Origin of the sequence: Lysobacter firmicutimachus, from assembly GCF_037027445.1 — a bacterium.
Lineage (GTDB): Bacteria > Pseudomonadota > Gammaproteobacteria > Xanthomonadales > Xanthomonadaceae > Lysobacter > Lysobacter firmicutimachus.
The window spans coordinates 4,851,918-4,867,182 of the sequence record NZ_JBANDL010000002.1 but is presented as its reverse complement, the minus strand read 5'-3'; the positions used below and the strand labels follow the sequence as shown (position 1 = coordinate 4,867,182).

Genomic DNA, 15,265 nt, shown 5'->3' with positions numbered 1-15,265 from the left:
GGCCGGGCGGTCCGGATGTCCGCCGGCAGTTCCGCCCTCCCGATCGCGGCGAACCGGGGATTGATCTGCGTCACAGAAGTCGCGCGCGGTTGCGACAACTGCAACATCGGCCGTGGAAGATGGCGGGTCGCTCCAGCGCCTCCGGGGACCGCGCACGATGACCGATCCGCAACGCCGCCGCTTCCTGATCGGGCTGACCGTCGGTGGCGCGGCGACCGTCGCCGGCCCGATAGCGCTCTGGCGTTGGACCGGCGGACACGGGCATCGCTTCGCCAGCGGCCCCGCGCCGGACCTGCAACTGCTGCCGCCCGACGCGCGCTTCGTGCAGCCGTTGCGCCTGCCCGGCGGCGAAGGCCTGCTAGCCGAGGTCGATCTGCGCATGCCCTTGCGTCTGATCGCGCAGGCCACGACACAAGCGCTGTTTCCTGGTGCGCCGACCACGCTGTGGTCCTATGCCGGCGCGTCCGCCGGCCGTGCCCTGTTCAATCCCATCCTGCACGCGCGCCGCGGCGATACGGTCGAGGTCGAACTCGACAATCGTCTCGCCGAAGCGACCACCATCCATTGGCACGGCCTGGCGGTCGACGAGGCCAACGACGGCAGCGGCCTGCATCCGGTCGCGCCCGGCGCGCGCCGTCGCTATCGTTATCGCGTCGACAACCGCGCCGGCCTGTACTGGTATCACGCCCATCCGCACGGCCGCACCGGCGTGCAGCTGCAGCGCGGGCTGGCCGGGCTGATGTTGGTCGAAGACGACGAAGAGCGCGCGTTGAAACAACGCCTGGGCATGCGTTGGGGCGAGCGCGATCTGCCGCTGATGATCGCCGACAAGCAGGTCGGGCCGGACAATGCCATCGTTTACAAAGACGGCGCCGACGACTGGATCGGCAACCGTGTGCTGGTCAACTGGACGCCCGAGCCCTACCTCGACGTGATCCCGGCCTGGTACCGCTTCCGCCTGATCAACGTCGCCAACGCGCGCATGCTGCGCCCGTGCTTCCTGCATGGCGACCGCGTGCTGCCGATGCAGTTGATCGGAACCGACGGCGGCCTGCTCGAGCGCGCCTGGCCGGTCGACGATCTGTTCCTGGCTCCGGCCCAGCGCGCCGACGTGCTGGTCGACTTCGGCGCACTCGCGCCGGGCGAGCGGGTGCGGCTGCGCAGCCTGGAGTACGTGGCGATGGAGAACGAGGACGAGTCCGGCGCCTTCGCGCCCGATCCGATGGGCGATCATCCCGGCGCGGCGGCGATGGGCGAGCCCCTGGACCTGATGGAACTGCGGGTGATCGAGTGCGCCACCGAACGTCGACCGCCGGCGCGGTTGCCGCCGCTGGAGGCGATCGCGCAGCTGCCGCCGATGCCGGACACGCGCGACTGGCCGGTGCGCGCGCTGCGCTTGCGCATGGACGAGGAAGGCCGTTGGTTCATCAACGACTGGAATTTCCATCTCTCCGGCCACGAGCCGGCGTTCTCGGTACGGCGCGGCAGCCGCGAGGTGTGGGAGATCCGCAACAGCATGACCAGCATGCCGCATCCGATGCACCTGCACGGCTTCCAGTTCCGCGTGCTCTCGCGCAGCATCAGCCCGCCGGACATCCGCGGACGCCAGGTCGCCGCGGGCGGCCTGGGGCCGCAGGACCTGGGCTGGAACGACACCGTGGTGGTCTGGCCGGGCGAAATCGTGCGCCTGGCGGTCGACTTCGCCCAGAATTTCGCCGGCACTCAACGCTACATGCTGCATTGTCACAACCTTGAGCACGAGGACATGGGCATGATGCTGAGCTTCGCGGTGACCGATTGATGTCGTCGCGGCGCGCGCCGCGAAACGGCGCGGCCTGTCCGAACTTTCCCGCTTCGCTGTGCGTTACGGAGTCCGCATGTTGCCTTTGCCCGTCGTTGGTTCCGCCTCGTCCCTGTCCGTCCGCTGCGCCGCCGTTGCGCTCGCGATGACGCTGGCCGGCTGCGCGCCGGCATCGAAAACGCCGGCGGAATCGGCGGCGGTCGTGCCCGCGGCGCCGCTGACCGCGGCCGAGCTGGGCGACGACAAGGCGCGCATCAGCTACGTGGTCGGCCGCGACTTCGCCCGCAGCATCGAACCGATTCGCGGCGAACTGGACCCGCAGATCGTGCTGCGCGCGATCCGCGATGCCCAGGCCGGCGCCCAGCCGCTGTTCGACGATGCGGGCAGCCGCAAGATCCGCGAAGGCTTCAGCGCCGCGCTGCGCGACAAGCAGGATCGGGCGCAGCAGGCGCTGGCGGCGCGCAATCTCGACAGCGGCCGCGCCTTCCTGGAGCGCAATGCCGGCGTCGCCGGCGTGCGCCGCACCGCGTCGGGCCTGCAGTACCAAGTGCTGAAAGAAGGGAGGGGCGTTCATCCCAAGGCCAGCGACACGGTACGGGTGAACTACATCGGCCGCCTGCCCGACGGCAGCAAGTTCGAAAGCACGTACGACACCGATCACCCGGCCGAGTTCGTGCTCGATCGGGTGATGCCCGGCTGGACCGAAGGCGTGCAACTGATGACGCCCGGCAGCCGCTACCGATTCTGGGTGCCGTCGCAGCTCGCCTATGGCGAACGCGGCGTGCCCGGTCAGATCGAGCCCAATACCGTGCTCGACTTCGAGATCGAACTGCTGGAGATCGCCGGCGTTGGCGGCACCAGCGGCGCCGAATGACCGCGCCGCTGCTGTAGGAGCGGCGCAGGTCGCGACCGCCCTCTCGCCTGGTCGCCGCGTCTTTGTCCCGAGCCCCTTGTAGGAGCGGCGTAAGCCGCGACCGCGCTCTTGCGGTCGCGCGGCGTCTGTCGTTGAAGGCCCGTGAAGCTTCAAAGCTCAAAGCTTCAAGCAAAGCTTCCGTCCGCAAGCGGCCGGGTCACTTTCTTTGTCCAAGGCGACAACGTCCTACTGGATTTCCTACGGTCAAAAGTAACCAAAGAAAACGCCATGGCGGTTTCGGATCAAGAGCCACTATGGGACGAGGTTTTCGCCTGGCTGCTCCGCACAGTCTCTCCCTGGCCTGGCTGCGCACGGCCCGCCTCCTTGCGGGCCGCCCTCCGGGGCTTCAGGGCGTTCTCGCGAGATCGAAGCGGCGCCAAGCGCTTCACGGCAACGGCAGGCTCCGCGCGGCCGTGGGCGGAGGCGGGCGCTGCGTAAGCGGTGGCCACTGCGCGCGTGTAAGAATCAAGGCCGCGTTCGTCGTTCTCGGGTCGTCCGCGCGTGAACTCGCGCCGCTACGGCGCCGTCGTGTTCTGTTTCGACGCGTCCCCGCCGCGCACTTGCCGACCGTTGGTCGGACGACGCGGCAAGCTGTGACGGCAGCCTCACGAGTATCCGCAATCGACGCGATTTCCGTCGCAATCGTGTAGCGATTTTCCGGCCAAACTCCGCAACCATCGCGACCCGAACGGGTCGCGGACGCCCGCCATCACCGTCATCCGGAGACAGCCAGTGAACCTCATCCTCCAGCGCGCGCCGATCGGCGCCGCGATCGCCGCCGCCTTGATCGGCGGAGCCCTCGCCGGCGCGCCGGCGCACGCCGCGCAGCGCACCCTGCAGCTGTCCGAGGACAGCACCCACAGCAAGCCGGTGCAGGCGGCCAAGGCGACCCCGCTGGCGGCGGCGACGATGCCCGGCCGGGTCTGCGAAACCGGGGCCCAGTGGCTGCGCCTGGGCTTCAAGGAGCTCAAGCTGTCCGGCTACGACTCGTTGGTGCTGAGCAGCAGCGGCGGCGACCGGTTGGTGTTCGAAGGCCGGCACTGGAACGACCGCAGTTTCACCACCCGCGCGCTGCGCGGCGAATGCGTCGACATCAAGCCGTATTTCAGCCAGCCCGACAGCGGCTTCCAGCTCGACCGCTACGACTACAGCGCGGTGCCGTTGAACCTGGCCAGCGTGGTGGTGGCCGGTGCCGGCGACATCTGCGACACCAGCGGCACCGCCTGCAAAGGCACTTCGGACCTGATCGTGTCGATCAACCCCACCGCGGTATTCACCGCCGGCGACAACGCCTACGACAGCGGTACGCTGAGCGAGTTCAACAACCGCTACGCGCCGACCTGGGGTCGCTTCAAGGCCCTGACCAGCCCGTCGCCGGGCAATCACGAGTACTACACCAGCGGCGCCAGCGGCTACTTCGACTACTTCAACGGCGTCGGCAACCAGACCGGTCCGGCCGGCGATCGCAGCAAGGGTTATTACAGCTGGGACGTCGGCGACTGGCACTTCATCGCCCTCAACACCATGACCGGCGGCACCGTCTCCACCACCCAGATCAACTGGCTCAAGGCCGACCTCGCCGCCAACACCAAGCCCTGCACCGCGGCCTATTTCCATCACCCGCTGCTCAGCCGCGGAAGCTACAGCGGCTACAGCCAGGTCAAGCCGTTCTGGGATGCGCTGTACGCGGCCAAGGCCGACTTGGTGCTGGTCGGCCACGACCACAATTACCAGCGCTACGCCAAGATGAACCCCAGCCAGCAGCCGGCCGCCGACGGCATCCGCCAGGTGCTGGTCGGCACCGGCGGGCGCTCGTTCTACGACATCGGCGGCAGCCATTCGCTGCTTGAGGCCAGCAACGACAGCACCCACGGCGTGCTCAAGCTGACCCTGACCGCGACCGGCTACACCGGCGATTTCGTGCCGCGCGCCGGCAGCAGCTACACCGATCACTTCACCGGCACCTGCAACAAGAACAGCACCCCGCCGTCCTCGCTGACGCTCAATGCGGTGCGCGACGTGACGGTCAAATCCGGCGGCAGCCGGGTCAATACCGCGGTGCTCTACGCCGACGGCAGCGACGGCGGTCAGCAGTTGCGCGGGCTGATGGGTTGGAACGTCTCCTCCGCGGCCGGGCTGAACCTGCAGTCGGCGCAGCTCAAGCTACAGGTTTCCGACCGTTCCACCGGCAGCTACGATCTGTACCAAGTCACCGCCGCCTGGACCGAGAGCAATGCGACCTACAGCGGCGCGACGCTCGGCAGCAAGCTCGGCTCCTTCGTGCCCAGCGCGACCGGCACGCAGTACCTCAACCTCAATGCCGCCGGCCTGCAACTGGTGAAGAACTGGGCCAACGGCAGCGTCGCCAACCACGGCGTGATTCTGATGCCGGCGTCCGGCGTCACCGACGGCGTCGACTGGTCCTCGCGCGAAGGCGCCAGCGCGCCGCAGCTGCTGCTGACCTACACGCCCTGAGGCGTCGCCCGAGCAGGGGCCTGCCGCCACGGCGGCCGCAGCGGACGACCCCAGGGTCGTCCGCTGCGAAGTGGCGATGGCATTGCGGTGCTGGCGCTCGGCCGGTCAGCCGTAGGCCGGCAAGGCCGGCCGCGTACTGGTGCCGGCACCGGCGCCGATCATCAGCTTGACCGACTCTTTGATCCGTTCGGCGCCGCCGAGCTTGACCGCGGCGACCAAGCGCTCGCCGATGGTCTTGCTCTCTTCGGCGGTGTTGGCGTGCGTGCCGAGCACTGCCAGCCCCTTCTCGGTCAGCCGGTAACGCAAGGCGACATGGACGAAGGCGACGCCGTTCAAGGACTCTTTGACGCAGGCGCCGCTGCGCAGATACCCCTCGTCCAACAGCCACTCGAACGTCGCCCCACAGGCCAACACCGCGGCGGCCATCGCCTCGCGATTGTTCGGATCCAGGCCGGGAAGGTGCCGGGCCGATTCTTCGGCATTGAAACGCGCTACGACGGGATGCTGCTCCAGCGCCGCGGCGCAGATCCGCGCCGTGGCGATACTGAACACCTCGATGTTTTTCATTGATGACGCCCCCTGACGTCCCCGTTATTTATGTGGGGGGTATGTCAACGCCGCGTGATGAAAAAATTCCTAAGAAGTTGAATTAAAAGGGTAATTTCTAGATGCCTATCGCGCACAATGCGTGATCTCCATAGCATCGAGAATGACCGGTTGCCGCCCTGCGGCAGATCCATGCCGCGCCGCGACACCTCAAGAACGAGGCACGGATCAGGTAGATGAACAATGTGGCCGCACTGTCTGACGAACGGCGCTCAGCGGTTGGCTTGCGCGCGCAGCTCGATCACCGTGGCGTCGGCGTCGGGCAGGCGCGGCGGCAACACGATCACCAACTCGTTGCCGTCGCGGCGGGTGTCCAGCACGGCGCCGCCGTCGAGCAGGCGCGCGTACTGCGCGCCGGCAATGCGCAGACGCAGTTCGCCGTCGGCGGGCCGGTCGAACACATGCAGGAACAAGCGACCGTCGGCGCCGGCGGTGATGCGTCCCCAATCCACCGGCTGCAGCGGATTGGCGCGGCTGGCGTAGATCGCATCGCCGTTGCGACGCAGCCAGTCGCCGATCGCCCGCATGCGCGCCGCGCTTTCCTCCGGCACGCTGCCGTCGGCCCGCGGTCCGATGTTGAGCAAGAGATTGCCGCCCTTGCTGGCGGTATCGACCAGGGTGCGGATCAGTTCGCGGCTGGATTTCCAGTCGTGGTCGAGCGCGCTATAACCCCAGGTGCCGTTCATGGTCAGACAGGCCTCCCAATCGACGCCGGGCACGCCCTGCGCCGGCACCGCCTGCTCCGGCGTGGTGAAGTCGCCGTGCGCGCGGTCGAACCAGCGCAGGCTTCCCTGCGGGTCGTCATAGCCCAGCGAGCGGTAAAGTCGGTTGTTCATCACGATGCCGGGCTGAGCCTTGCGCACCATCGCCATCAGCTCGGTCGCGCGCCAGGTTTCGCCTTCGGCGCCGGGGTTGGAGTAGTCCCACCACAATACGTCGATCGGGCCGTAGCGATCGACCAATTCGCGTACCTGCGCCTGCAGGAAATCCTGGTAGGCCTTCAGGTTCGCGCGCCGGTCGTAATCGGGATCGTCGGCCGGCACGGCCTTTTCCAGCGGATGCGGCAGCGGCTGCTCGAGGCGGGCGAAGTCGCGATACGGATACGCCGGATGGTGCCAGTCGATCACCGAGTGGTACAGGCCGACCTTGAGGCCTTCGGCGCGCGCGGCGTCGACTATCTCGCGCACCAGGTCGCGGTCTACCGTGTCTTTGGCATCGAACCGGCTCACCGCGCTGTCGTGCAGGGCGTAGCCTTCGTGATGCTTGCTGGTGAACACCAGATAGCGCGCGCCGGCACGCTTGGCCAGCCGCGCCCATTCGCGGGCGAAGCCGGGTTGGGGCTTGAACAGCGGCAGCATCTGCCGCGCGTACTCGTCGGCGGGCACATGCGCGTTGCGCTGGATCCACTCGGCCGAACCCTTGACGGGTACGCCGTTCCAGCGTCCGGCCGCGCCGGAGTACAGGCCCCAGTGCACGAACATGCCGAAGCGCGCTTCGCGCCACCAACGCATGCGCGCATCGAAGGCGGCCTGCGATTCGGTCGGCGCTGCGACGGCGGGGGGCGGCACGGCCGCGGCCGGCGCGGCCGCAACGGCCAGCGCGATCAGGACGGGAGCCAGCGCTGCGCGCGGCGAGGGCATCGAAAACATCGGGACTCTCCACGGCGGGTCGCGGCAGTCCAGCAGAGTGCGCAGGGCGCGGTCAACCGCTCTGTCGATTCGAAAGGGACGCGATAATTCGCCTTGCGGTCGTCGGCGCCAAGCAGCGAATCCACCGCGCCGCCGTTCGCAACGGACTTCGTGCCGCGCAAGACGCCTGCGCCGATCTTAAGAGGGCGCGACGAATGACGCGACGGCGATCAGCAGGCGGCGCGCGACAAGCCACAGTCGCAGCCATTCCGTCGAACCGGTTCCTCGCTCTAAGAAGCCGCAAAAAATCCAAACCCATCCAAATAAATCCAATCGCGACAAAGCTTGCGCGGGTGGCACCCGTCACTAGACTCGAACGTCCGCCAGCTCGCACCTCATCGCCATGGACCGTCGCCGCTTCCTGCTCGCTACTTCCGCCTCGGCGCTCGCCGCGACCGCGCCGACGCTGGCGGCAGCGGGCGCAGCGGCCACGCCCGTCGCGCGCCCGCGTCCCACGCCGCAGCAGCTGGCCTGGCAGCGCGATGAGCTGTCGATGTTCGTGCACTTCACCATCAACACCTTCACCGACCGCGAGTGGGGCGAGGGCGACGAAGACCCGTGGGTGTTCGCTCCGACCGATCTTGATGCCGGGCAATGGGCGCGCGCTGCGAAAGCCGGCGGCTTTCGTAGCCTGATTCTCACCGCCAAGCACCACGACGGCTTCTGCCTGTGGCCGACCGCGACCACCGAGCACTGCGTGCGCCGCAGCCCCTGGCGCGAGGGCCGCGGCGATGTGGTGCGCGAGTTCGCCGATGCTTGCCGCGCCGAAGGCCTGGCGATCGGCTTCTACCTTTCGCCCTGGGACCGGCACGAGCCGCGCTACGGCAGCGGCCGCGACTACGACGATTTCTACATCGCCCAGCTTACCGAATTGCTGACCGGCTACGGCCCGGTACACGAGGTCTGGTTCGACGGCGCCAACGGCGAGGGGCCGAACGGCAAGCGCCAGGCCTACGACTGGCCGCGCATCCACCGCACGGTGCGCGAGTTGCAGCCGCAGGCGATCGTATTCTCCGACGCTGGGCCCGACGTGCGCTGGATCGGCAACGAGCGCGGCATCGCCGGCCACACCTGCTGGTCGACGGTCGACCCGGCGCGCGTGCCGCAGGCCGGCTTCGACCGTCCCTGGGGCGGCGACGCGCTGCAGCAGGGCGACCCTTACGGCTCGGCGTGGCGCCCGGGCGAGTCGGACGTATCCATCCGGCCGGGCTGGTTTTGGCACGAAGCCGAGGACGCCAAGGTGCGTACCCCGGAACAGTTGTTGGCGCTGTACTTCGCTTCGGTCGGGCGCAACAGCAAGCTGCTGCTCAACGTGCCGCCGACCCGCGCCGGGCGCTTTCACGAGGCCGACGTGGCGGCATTGGCCGGTTTCGCTCGCTTGCGCGAGGCGACGTTCGGCGCGGGCAATCGGCTGGCCGGCGCGCGCGTGCGCGCCAGTGGCAATGTGCGCCGGCACGCGCCCGAGCGTGTGCTGGAGGCCGATCCGGACACGTTCTGGAGCGCCCCGGCCGATGCGCGTACGGCCTGGATCGAGTTCGAGTCCGCCGAAGAGATGGAGTTCGACACGCTGTGCCTGCAGGAAGCCATCGCCTGCGGCCAGCACATCGCCAACTACCGCCTCGAGCGTTGGCTCCAGGGACGCTGGCAGCCGTTCGCGTGGGGCACGACCATCGGTCACAAGCGCCTGGAGCGTTTCGACCCGTTGCGTGCGCGGCGGGTCCGGCTGACCATCGAACACGCCTACGACACCCCGCGCCTGAGCGCGGTGGGGCTATACCGCAGCGCGACTGCGGGACGTGCGGAGTAATCGATGCCTTCGCTATCGATCTAAGCTCGAAGCCGTCGCGGGACGTAGGAGCGGCGCAAGCCGCGACCGCCATCTTTAACTTTCGCCGCGTCTTTGTCCTGTCCCCCTGTAGGAGCGGCGTGAGCCGCGACCGCGTTCTTACGGCCTCGCGCCGTTTGCCGTTCGAAGGCTAAAAAGCTCTCGGTCAAAAGTAACCAAAGAAAACGCCATGGCGGTTTCGGATCAAAAGCCGTTATGGGACGTAGCTTTCGCGGGACTGCTCCGCACCGGCCCTCCCTGGGCTGCGCACGGCTCGCCTCCCTGCGGGCCGCCCTCCGGGGCGTCAGGGCGTTCTCGCAAGTTCGATGCGACGCCAAGCGCTTCACGGCAACGGCAACGACTACAACGGTATGCCGCTGTACACGTAATCCTGGCCGGCGCTTCACGGCCGTCGACAGGCCTCGGCGCCAAGCTGAACGGAAATTCAGCCGTATGCGTGGTATCGTGCCCGACAGAAGGGGAGTAGCTCCCGCTGTCGTATCGTCATTACGGGTCCACGACCCCGGTGCGACGGGCGTCCCGGTCCATGTCGGCCGGGATGCGAGCAAGACCTTCGCCGCCAGCGGCGAAGGTGCGTCTCCCGATCTTTCCGGACGACGTTTCGCGGCAGCGGCCGTGCCGTCATTCTTTCCGGGAGATTCACATGCAAACCATCGGCAGTCCGATGCTCTGGGGCGTTTTCCTCGCCTTCGTCGTCGCCGCCCTGCTCGTCGATCTGGTGCTGATGCGCCACGGCGGCCCTCACAAAGTCACCTTCAAGGAAGCCGCCTGGTGGAGCGTGGGCTGGATCGCCCTGGCCCTGGTGTTCAACGCAGGCCTGTGGTGGTACGTGAGCCGCGAGTCCGGCGCCGAAGTCGGCAACCAGATCGGGCTCGAATTTCTGACCGGCTATCTGGTCGAGAAGTCGCTCGCGGTCGACAACATTTTCGTCTTCCTGATGCTGTTCTCCTACTTCGCCGTGCCCGAAGAGCAGCGCCAGCGGGTGCTGGTGATCGGCATCCTCGGCGCGATCGCGTTGCGTACGGTACTGATCTTCGCCGGCGCGTTGTTGCTGGCCAAGTTCCATTGGGTGCTGTACGTGTTCGGCGCGTTCCTGGTGATCACCGGCATCAAGATGCTGCTGGCCGCGGGCAAGGCGCCGGACCTGGAACGCAACCCGGTACTGCGCTGGATGCGCGGCCACTTGCGCCTGACCCACGAGTACAGCGGCGACAAGCTGTCGATCCTGCGCGACGGCAGGCGTTGGTTCACTCCGCTGTTCGCGGTGATCGTGCTGATCGGCGTCACCGACGTGATCTTCGCGGTCGACTCGATCCCGGCGATCTTCGCCATCACCTCAGACCCCTTCATCGTCCTGACCTCGAACGTGTTCGCGGTGCTGGGCCTGCGCGCGATGTTCTTCCTGCTGCAGGGCATGGCCGACCGATTCCACTTGCTGCCTTATGGCCTGGCGGTGGTGCTGGTCTTCATCGGCGTGAAGATGCTGCTGATCGATGTGTACAAGATTCCGATCCTGGTCTCGTTGCTGGGCGTGGCGCTGATCATCGGCAGCTCGATAGTCGCCAGTCTGCTGCGTCCGGCCAAGCACGAGCCGGGCGCGGGCTGACCGCTGCGTCGCGATGGCGGGTTGCGGCGCCGATGGGTACATTGGCGCCGCGGCCGCCGGGTTGCGGTCGCGCAGCGCAGACGCCATGGCCAGGACCGCGAACAAGCAAATTCCCGATCGCAGCGCAGCCAAGCCGCGGGCGATGGCGGAGCCGGCGCCGCGCCGGCCAACCGACGGCAAGAACGCAGCGCGCAAGTCCGCGCAAGCTGCGTTCTCTGCGCAGCCCTTGCCGCAACGGCTGGCGCAGACGCTCGAAGTGTTGCGCGCGGCCGGCAGCGCCGACGACCGCGCCGGCATGGCGCGTTTCGGCATTCCCAGCGAGCGCGCCTTCGGCGTGCGGATGGGGCAGATCCAGGCCCTGGCCAAACGCCTGGGCCGCGATCGCGCGCTCGCCGCGGCGCTGTGGGACAGCGGCTGGCACGAGGCGCGCCTGCTCGCGGCCTATCTCGACGATCCCGCGAGCCTGAGCTCGGCGCAGATGGACCGTTGGGCGCGCGAGTTCGACAACTGGGCGCTGTGCGACACGGTCTGTTCCAACCTGTTCGAGCCCAGCCCCTGGGCCTGGCGCAAGATCGCGCAATGGGCGCCGCGCCGGGACGAGTTCGTGCGTCGCGCCGCGTTCGCCTTGCTCGCGGCCAAGGCCGTGCACGACAAGGCCGCCGGCGACGAAGCCTTCCTGCGCGGCCTGGTCCTGGTCGAGGCCCAGGCCGGCGATGGGCGGAACTTCGTCAAGAAAGCGGTCAACTGGGCGTTGCGCCAGATCGGCAAGCGCAATCCCGCCTTGCGCCAGGCCGCGCTCGCGGTGGCGCAGCGCCTGGCGCAGTCGGCGGACGCCGCGCCGCGCTGGATCGGCAAGGACGCCTTGCGCGAACTGGGCAGCGAGACGGTCGCGCGCCGGGTTGCGGGCAAAGGCTGAGCGCCGCTGCAGGCGTTCGATATGACAGCTGTCGCTGGCGCGACGGTCGCCGATCCGGCTAGGTTCGAGCTCCCTCGTCGCCCGCGCCCGCCATGCACGCCAGTCTCGTCGTCGCCCATCCCAGTCCGGCCAGCTTCAGCCATGCCCTCGCCGACGCCGCGCGCGGCATTTTGCAGGCGCATGGGTATGCGATCGACTGGCACGATCTGTACGCGGAGGGTTTCGATCCGGTGCAGCGAACCGGCGAGAGCGGCAACACCGCCTCCGACGACGCCCTGGTCGAACGCCATTGCGCCGAACTGGCTCGGGCCGATCTGATCCTGATCTTCCACCCGAACTGGTGGGGACAACCGCCGGCGATCCTGAAAGGCTGGATCGACCGCGTGTTCCGTCTCGATACCGCCTACGGCTACCCGGTCGGCACGTCCTGGGACGGTGTGCCGACCGGGCTGCTGCGCGCGCGTCATGCCTTGGTGTTCAACACGTCCAACACGCCGGCCGAGCGCGAGGCCGCGGTGTTCGGCGACCCCTTGCAGGCGATCTGGGCGCGCTGCGTGTTCGGCCTGTGCGGCGTCGACAGCGTGATCCGGCGCATGTACGGGCCGGTGGCGGCCAGCGACGAAGCGCAACGCGCTGGGTGGCGCGCCGAGGTCGAGGCCCTGGTGGCGCAGGCGGCGCTGCCGGCTTGAGCGAACCTCGTCGCGTCGTCGCCGGCGCGGCCGCGCTCAGTCGGCTGCCGGGCCGGCCAGTTCGTCGTCCTTGAACAGCGCCACCTGCGGTTCGCCCTTGGCGTCGATCCAGCCGCGGTACATGCCCTCGGTATTGAACGGCAGGGCGAAGCGGCCGTCGGCGCCGAGCACGATCGCGCCGCCGTTGCCGCCGGCGGCGGGAATCTCGCGATTGATCACCGACTCGGCCGCTTCGCGCAGGTCCTGTTTGCCGTAGGCGACGCGCGCGCAGATGTCGTGGGCGGCGACGGCGCGGATGTAGTACTCGCCCCAGCCGGTGCCGGACACCGCGCAGCGCGCATCGGCATAGGTGCCGGAGCCGATGATCGGCGAATCGCCGACCCGGCCGTAGCGTTTGTTGGTCATGCCGCCGGTCGAGGTGCCGGCGGCGAGCCGGCCCTGGGCGTCGAGCGCGACCGCGCCGACGGTGCCGAAATGCTTGGCGGTTTCGACGTCGGCGTGAGCCTGGCCGGCGGCTTCTTCCTTGAGCGCCTTCTGCAATTGCTGCCAGCGCTTCTCGGTGCGGAAATACGACGGATCGACCAGGGGCAGGCCCTGTTCGCGGGCGAAGGCTTCGGCGCCGTCGCCGACCATCATCACGTGTCTGGACTTGTCCATCACCGCGCGCGCCAGCACGATGGGATTCTTGACCCGGTGCACGCCGGCGATGGCGCCGGCGCGGCGGCCGCTGCCGTCCATGAGCGCCGCGTCGAGCTCGTTCTTGCCGTCGTGGGTGAACACCGCGCCGCGGCCGGCGTTGAACATCGGCGCATCCTCGAGCACGGTGATCGCCGCGACCACCGCGTCCAGCGCAGGCTTGCCCGCGGCGAGCTCGGCCTGGCCGGCGCGCAGCGCCTGCGCCAGAGCGGCGCGCGCGGCGTCTTCCTCGGCGCGGTCCATGCCGGCGCGGATCACTCCGGCGCCGCCGTGGATCACCAGCACCGGCCGCACCGGCGCGGGTCCCGCGGCGTGGGCCAGGCCCAGCCACACGGTCGGTGCCAGCATCAGGGCGAGACAACGGCGACGGACAGCGGGCTTCATCGGCGGCTCCGGGCGGGGCAGGCGGGAGCCGCCATCATAGGCCGCCGCGCGCGCTCAGTCCGCGCCGGTGCGTGCGACCGCGAACACGCGCCTGAACTCGAACCAGGTGCTGCCGTCGGCGCGCGCGGGATAGGCCGCGCGCAGGCGCGGCGCGAGTTGGTCGCGGAAGCGTTGCCAGCCGGCGTCGTCCAGGGCGTTGCGGATCGGCCGCAACGCGGTGCCGCTGATCCACTCCAGCACCGCGTCGGCGCCGCTGAGGCGCTGTACATAGGTGGTTTCCCAGGCATCGACCTCGCAACCGGCATCGGCCAGCAATTCGGCGTAATCGCGCGGCGCATCGACCGTGCCGTCGCCGCGCAACGCCAGCCCGTCCAACTGCGAGGCCCAGGCCGGAGCGGAGGCCAGTTCGCGCACCAGCCGGTGCGAGGGCGCGTCGAAGTTGCCCGGCATCTGCACCGCCAGCCAGGCGCCGCGCGGCAGTTCGCGCGCCCAACGCCGCAGCAGCTCGCGATGTTCCGGCACCCATTGCAGCACCGCATTGGACACGACCACGTCGGTATCGGCCTGGGCCCGCCAATCGCGCACATCGAGCCGTTCGGCGGCGACCCCGGCCGCGCGCGCGGCCTGCACCATCTCCAGCGAACTGTCGCTGGCTTCCAGCACCGCTTGCGGCCAGCGCGCGGCCAGGGCCAGAGTCAGGTTGCCCGGCCCGCAGCCCAGGTCGACCACCCGCCGCGGCCGCTCGGCGCGGATGCGCCCGATCAGATCGAAGAACGGTCGCCCGCGCAGGTCGGCGAAATCGAGGTATTTGTCCGGATCCCACATGCGGCGGCTCCATCGACGATTTCTTGCACTATACCCAGCCGCCGCGCGGGCACTGTGCCGATGCGGCCGAGTCGGCATCGCGCCGACGGCCGCCATGCCGCGCGATTCGCGTTCTGGCCTAAGGACCAGTCGGAGATGCGCCCATGGACCGGGTGGAAACACCAGTGCGAGAAGCCAACAGCGGCGCGGAACGGGCGTGGGACCCGGAGCAGGCGCCGGCGACTGCGGACCCGGCGCAGCACGAGGTCACTCGCTGCCTGCAGCGTTGGAGCGGCGGAGACCGGCAGGCGCTGGATGCGCTGCTGCCCCATGTCTACCGCGAGCTGCGCGCGATGGCGCGGCGCGAGCTGAGCGGCCATCGCGGTCACGACACCTTGCAGCCGACGGCGCTGGTTCACGATGTATGGCTGCGTTTGCTCGACGCCGAACGGGCGCCGCGTTTCGACGATCGCCGGCATCTGTTCAACACCGCGGCGCGGATCATGCGTCAGTTGCTGGTCGATCGTGCCCGGCGGGCCGCATGCGACAAGCACGGCGGCGGCTGGAAGCGCGACCAGTTCCTGTGCGCGATGGATCTGCCGATGGCGCAGGACACCACGCTGCCGGCCTTGGACGAGGCGCTGCGGGCCCTGGAGCGCCTGCAGCCGCGGCTGGCGCAAGTGGTGGAGTTGCGTTGCTTCGCCGGCCTGAGCGTGGCCGAGGTCGCGCGATTGCTGGCGCTGGAAGAGCGCACGGTGTATCGCGACTGGGCCGCGGCGCGGGCGTGGTTGCGCGACCGCTTGGCCGACTGAGTCGACGTCGCGTCGTCCGTGGCGGGCGG

The 15,265-nt window shown here is 68.9% G+C and carries 12 protein-coding genes; 8 read left to right on the top strand and 4 right to left on the bottom strand.

Translation table 11 applies throughout. The features are described from left to right. The first annotated feature begins 157 nt into the window (after nt 1-157). The 3 genes from V2J18_RS21020 to V2J18_RS21010 all read left to right on the top strand — a co-directional run bounded on the left by V2J18_RS21020 (nt 158) and on the right by V2J18_RS21010 (nt 5,189). Nucleotides 158-1,801 carry a multicopper oxidase family protein gene (locus tag V2J18_RS21020; protein WP_336132798.1) on the top strand — a complete coding sequence of 548 codons (1,644 nt, stop codon included), beginning with the start codon at nt 158-160 and terminating at the stop codon, nt 1,799-1,801. A 202-nt stretch (nt 1,802-2,003) separates the two neighbouring features. Continuing rightward, entirely contained in the window at nt 2,004-2,675 is a 672-nt protein-coding gene (locus V2J18_RS21015) for an FKBP-type peptidyl-prolyl cis-trans isomerase (RefSeq protein ID WP_186442655.1), read from the top strand. Between the two features lie 771 nt (nt 2,676-3,446). Continuing rightward, a complete protein-coding gene (locus V2J18_RS21010; RefSeq protein ID WP_336132797.1) occupies nt 3,447-5,189 on the top strand; it encodes a DNRLRE domain-containing protein in 1,743 nt (580 codons plus the stop codon). Between the two features lie 105 nt (nt 5,190-5,294). Here V2J18_RS21010 and V2J18_RS21005 read toward each other — a convergent pair whose 3' ends face one another. Next, entirely contained in the window at nt 5,295-5,756 is a 462-nt protein-coding gene (locus V2J18_RS21005) for a hypothetical protein (protein ID WP_064747408.1), read from the bottom strand. 251 nt (nt 5,757-6,007) lie between these two features. After that, complete coding sequence (locus tag V2J18_RS21000) at nt 6,008-7,444, bottom strand: alpha-L-fucosidase (RefSeq protein WP_336132796.1); 1,437 nt, start codon at nt 7,442-7,444, stop codon at nt 6,008-6,010. Nucleotides 7,445-7,826: 382 nt separating this feature from the next. On the opposite strand from V2J18_RS21000, the gene V2J18_RS20995 reads away from it, so the two are divergent. The 4 genes from V2J18_RS20995 to V2J18_RS20980 all read left to right on the top strand — a co-directional run bounded on the left by V2J18_RS20995 (nt 7,827) and on the right by V2J18_RS20980 (nt 12,540). Next, the gene (locus V2J18_RS20995; RefSeq protein ID WP_336132795.1) at nt 7,827-9,290 is read left to right on the top strand and encodes an alpha-L-fucosidase; all 1,464 of its coding nucleotides are present in this window, start codon (nt 7,827-7,829) and stop codon (nt 9,288-9,290) included. Between the two features lie 682 nt (nt 9,291-9,972). Continuing rightward, nucleotides 9,973-10,935 (top strand): TerC family protein, encoded by a 963-nt coding sequence (locus V2J18_RS20990; RefSeq protein ID WP_336132794.1) that lies wholly within the window; start codon nt 9,973-9,975, stop codon nt 10,933-10,935. Nucleotides 10,936-11,020: 85 nt separating this feature from the next. After that, complete coding sequence (locus V2J18_RS20985) at nt 11,021-11,851, top strand: DNA alkylation repair protein (RefSeq protein ID WP_336132792.1); 831 nt, start codon at nt 11,021-11,023, stop codon at nt 11,849-11,851. Between the two features lie 92 nt (nt 11,852-11,943). Then, entirely contained in the window at nt 11,944-12,540 is a 597-nt protein-coding gene (locus V2J18_RS20980) for an NAD(P)H-dependent oxidoreductase (RefSeq protein WP_064749120.1), read from the top strand. A gap of 36 nt (nt 12,541-12,576) precedes the next feature. Here V2J18_RS20980 and V2J18_RS20975 read toward each other — a convergent pair whose 3' ends face one another. Together V2J18_RS20975 and V2J18_RS20970 are read right to left on the bottom strand one after the other, a co-directional pair. Continuing rightward, nucleotides 12,577-13,620, bottom strand: a complete 1,044-nt coding sequence (locus V2J18_RS20975) for an isoaspartyl peptidase/L-asparaginase family protein (RefSeq protein ID WP_079248272.1) — start codon at nt 13,618-13,620, stop codon at nt 12,577-12,579. 54 nt (nt 13,621-13,674) lie between these two features. Continuing rightward, nucleotides 13,675-14,445, bottom strand: a complete 771-nt coding sequence (locus V2J18_RS20970) for a trans-aconitate 2-methyltransferase (RefSeq protein WP_064749118.1) — start codon at nt 14,443-14,445, stop codon at nt 13,675-13,677. 143 nt (nt 14,446-14,588) lie between these two features. Between V2J18_RS20970 and V2J18_RS20965 the strand changes: the two genes are divergently transcribed. Beyond that, nucleotides 14,589-15,236, top strand: a complete 648-nt coding sequence (locus V2J18_RS20965; RefSeq protein WP_064749117.1) for an ECF-type sigma factor — start codon at nt 14,589-14,591, stop codon at nt 15,234-15,236. Nucleotides 15,237-15,265: the final 29 nt, after the last annotated feature.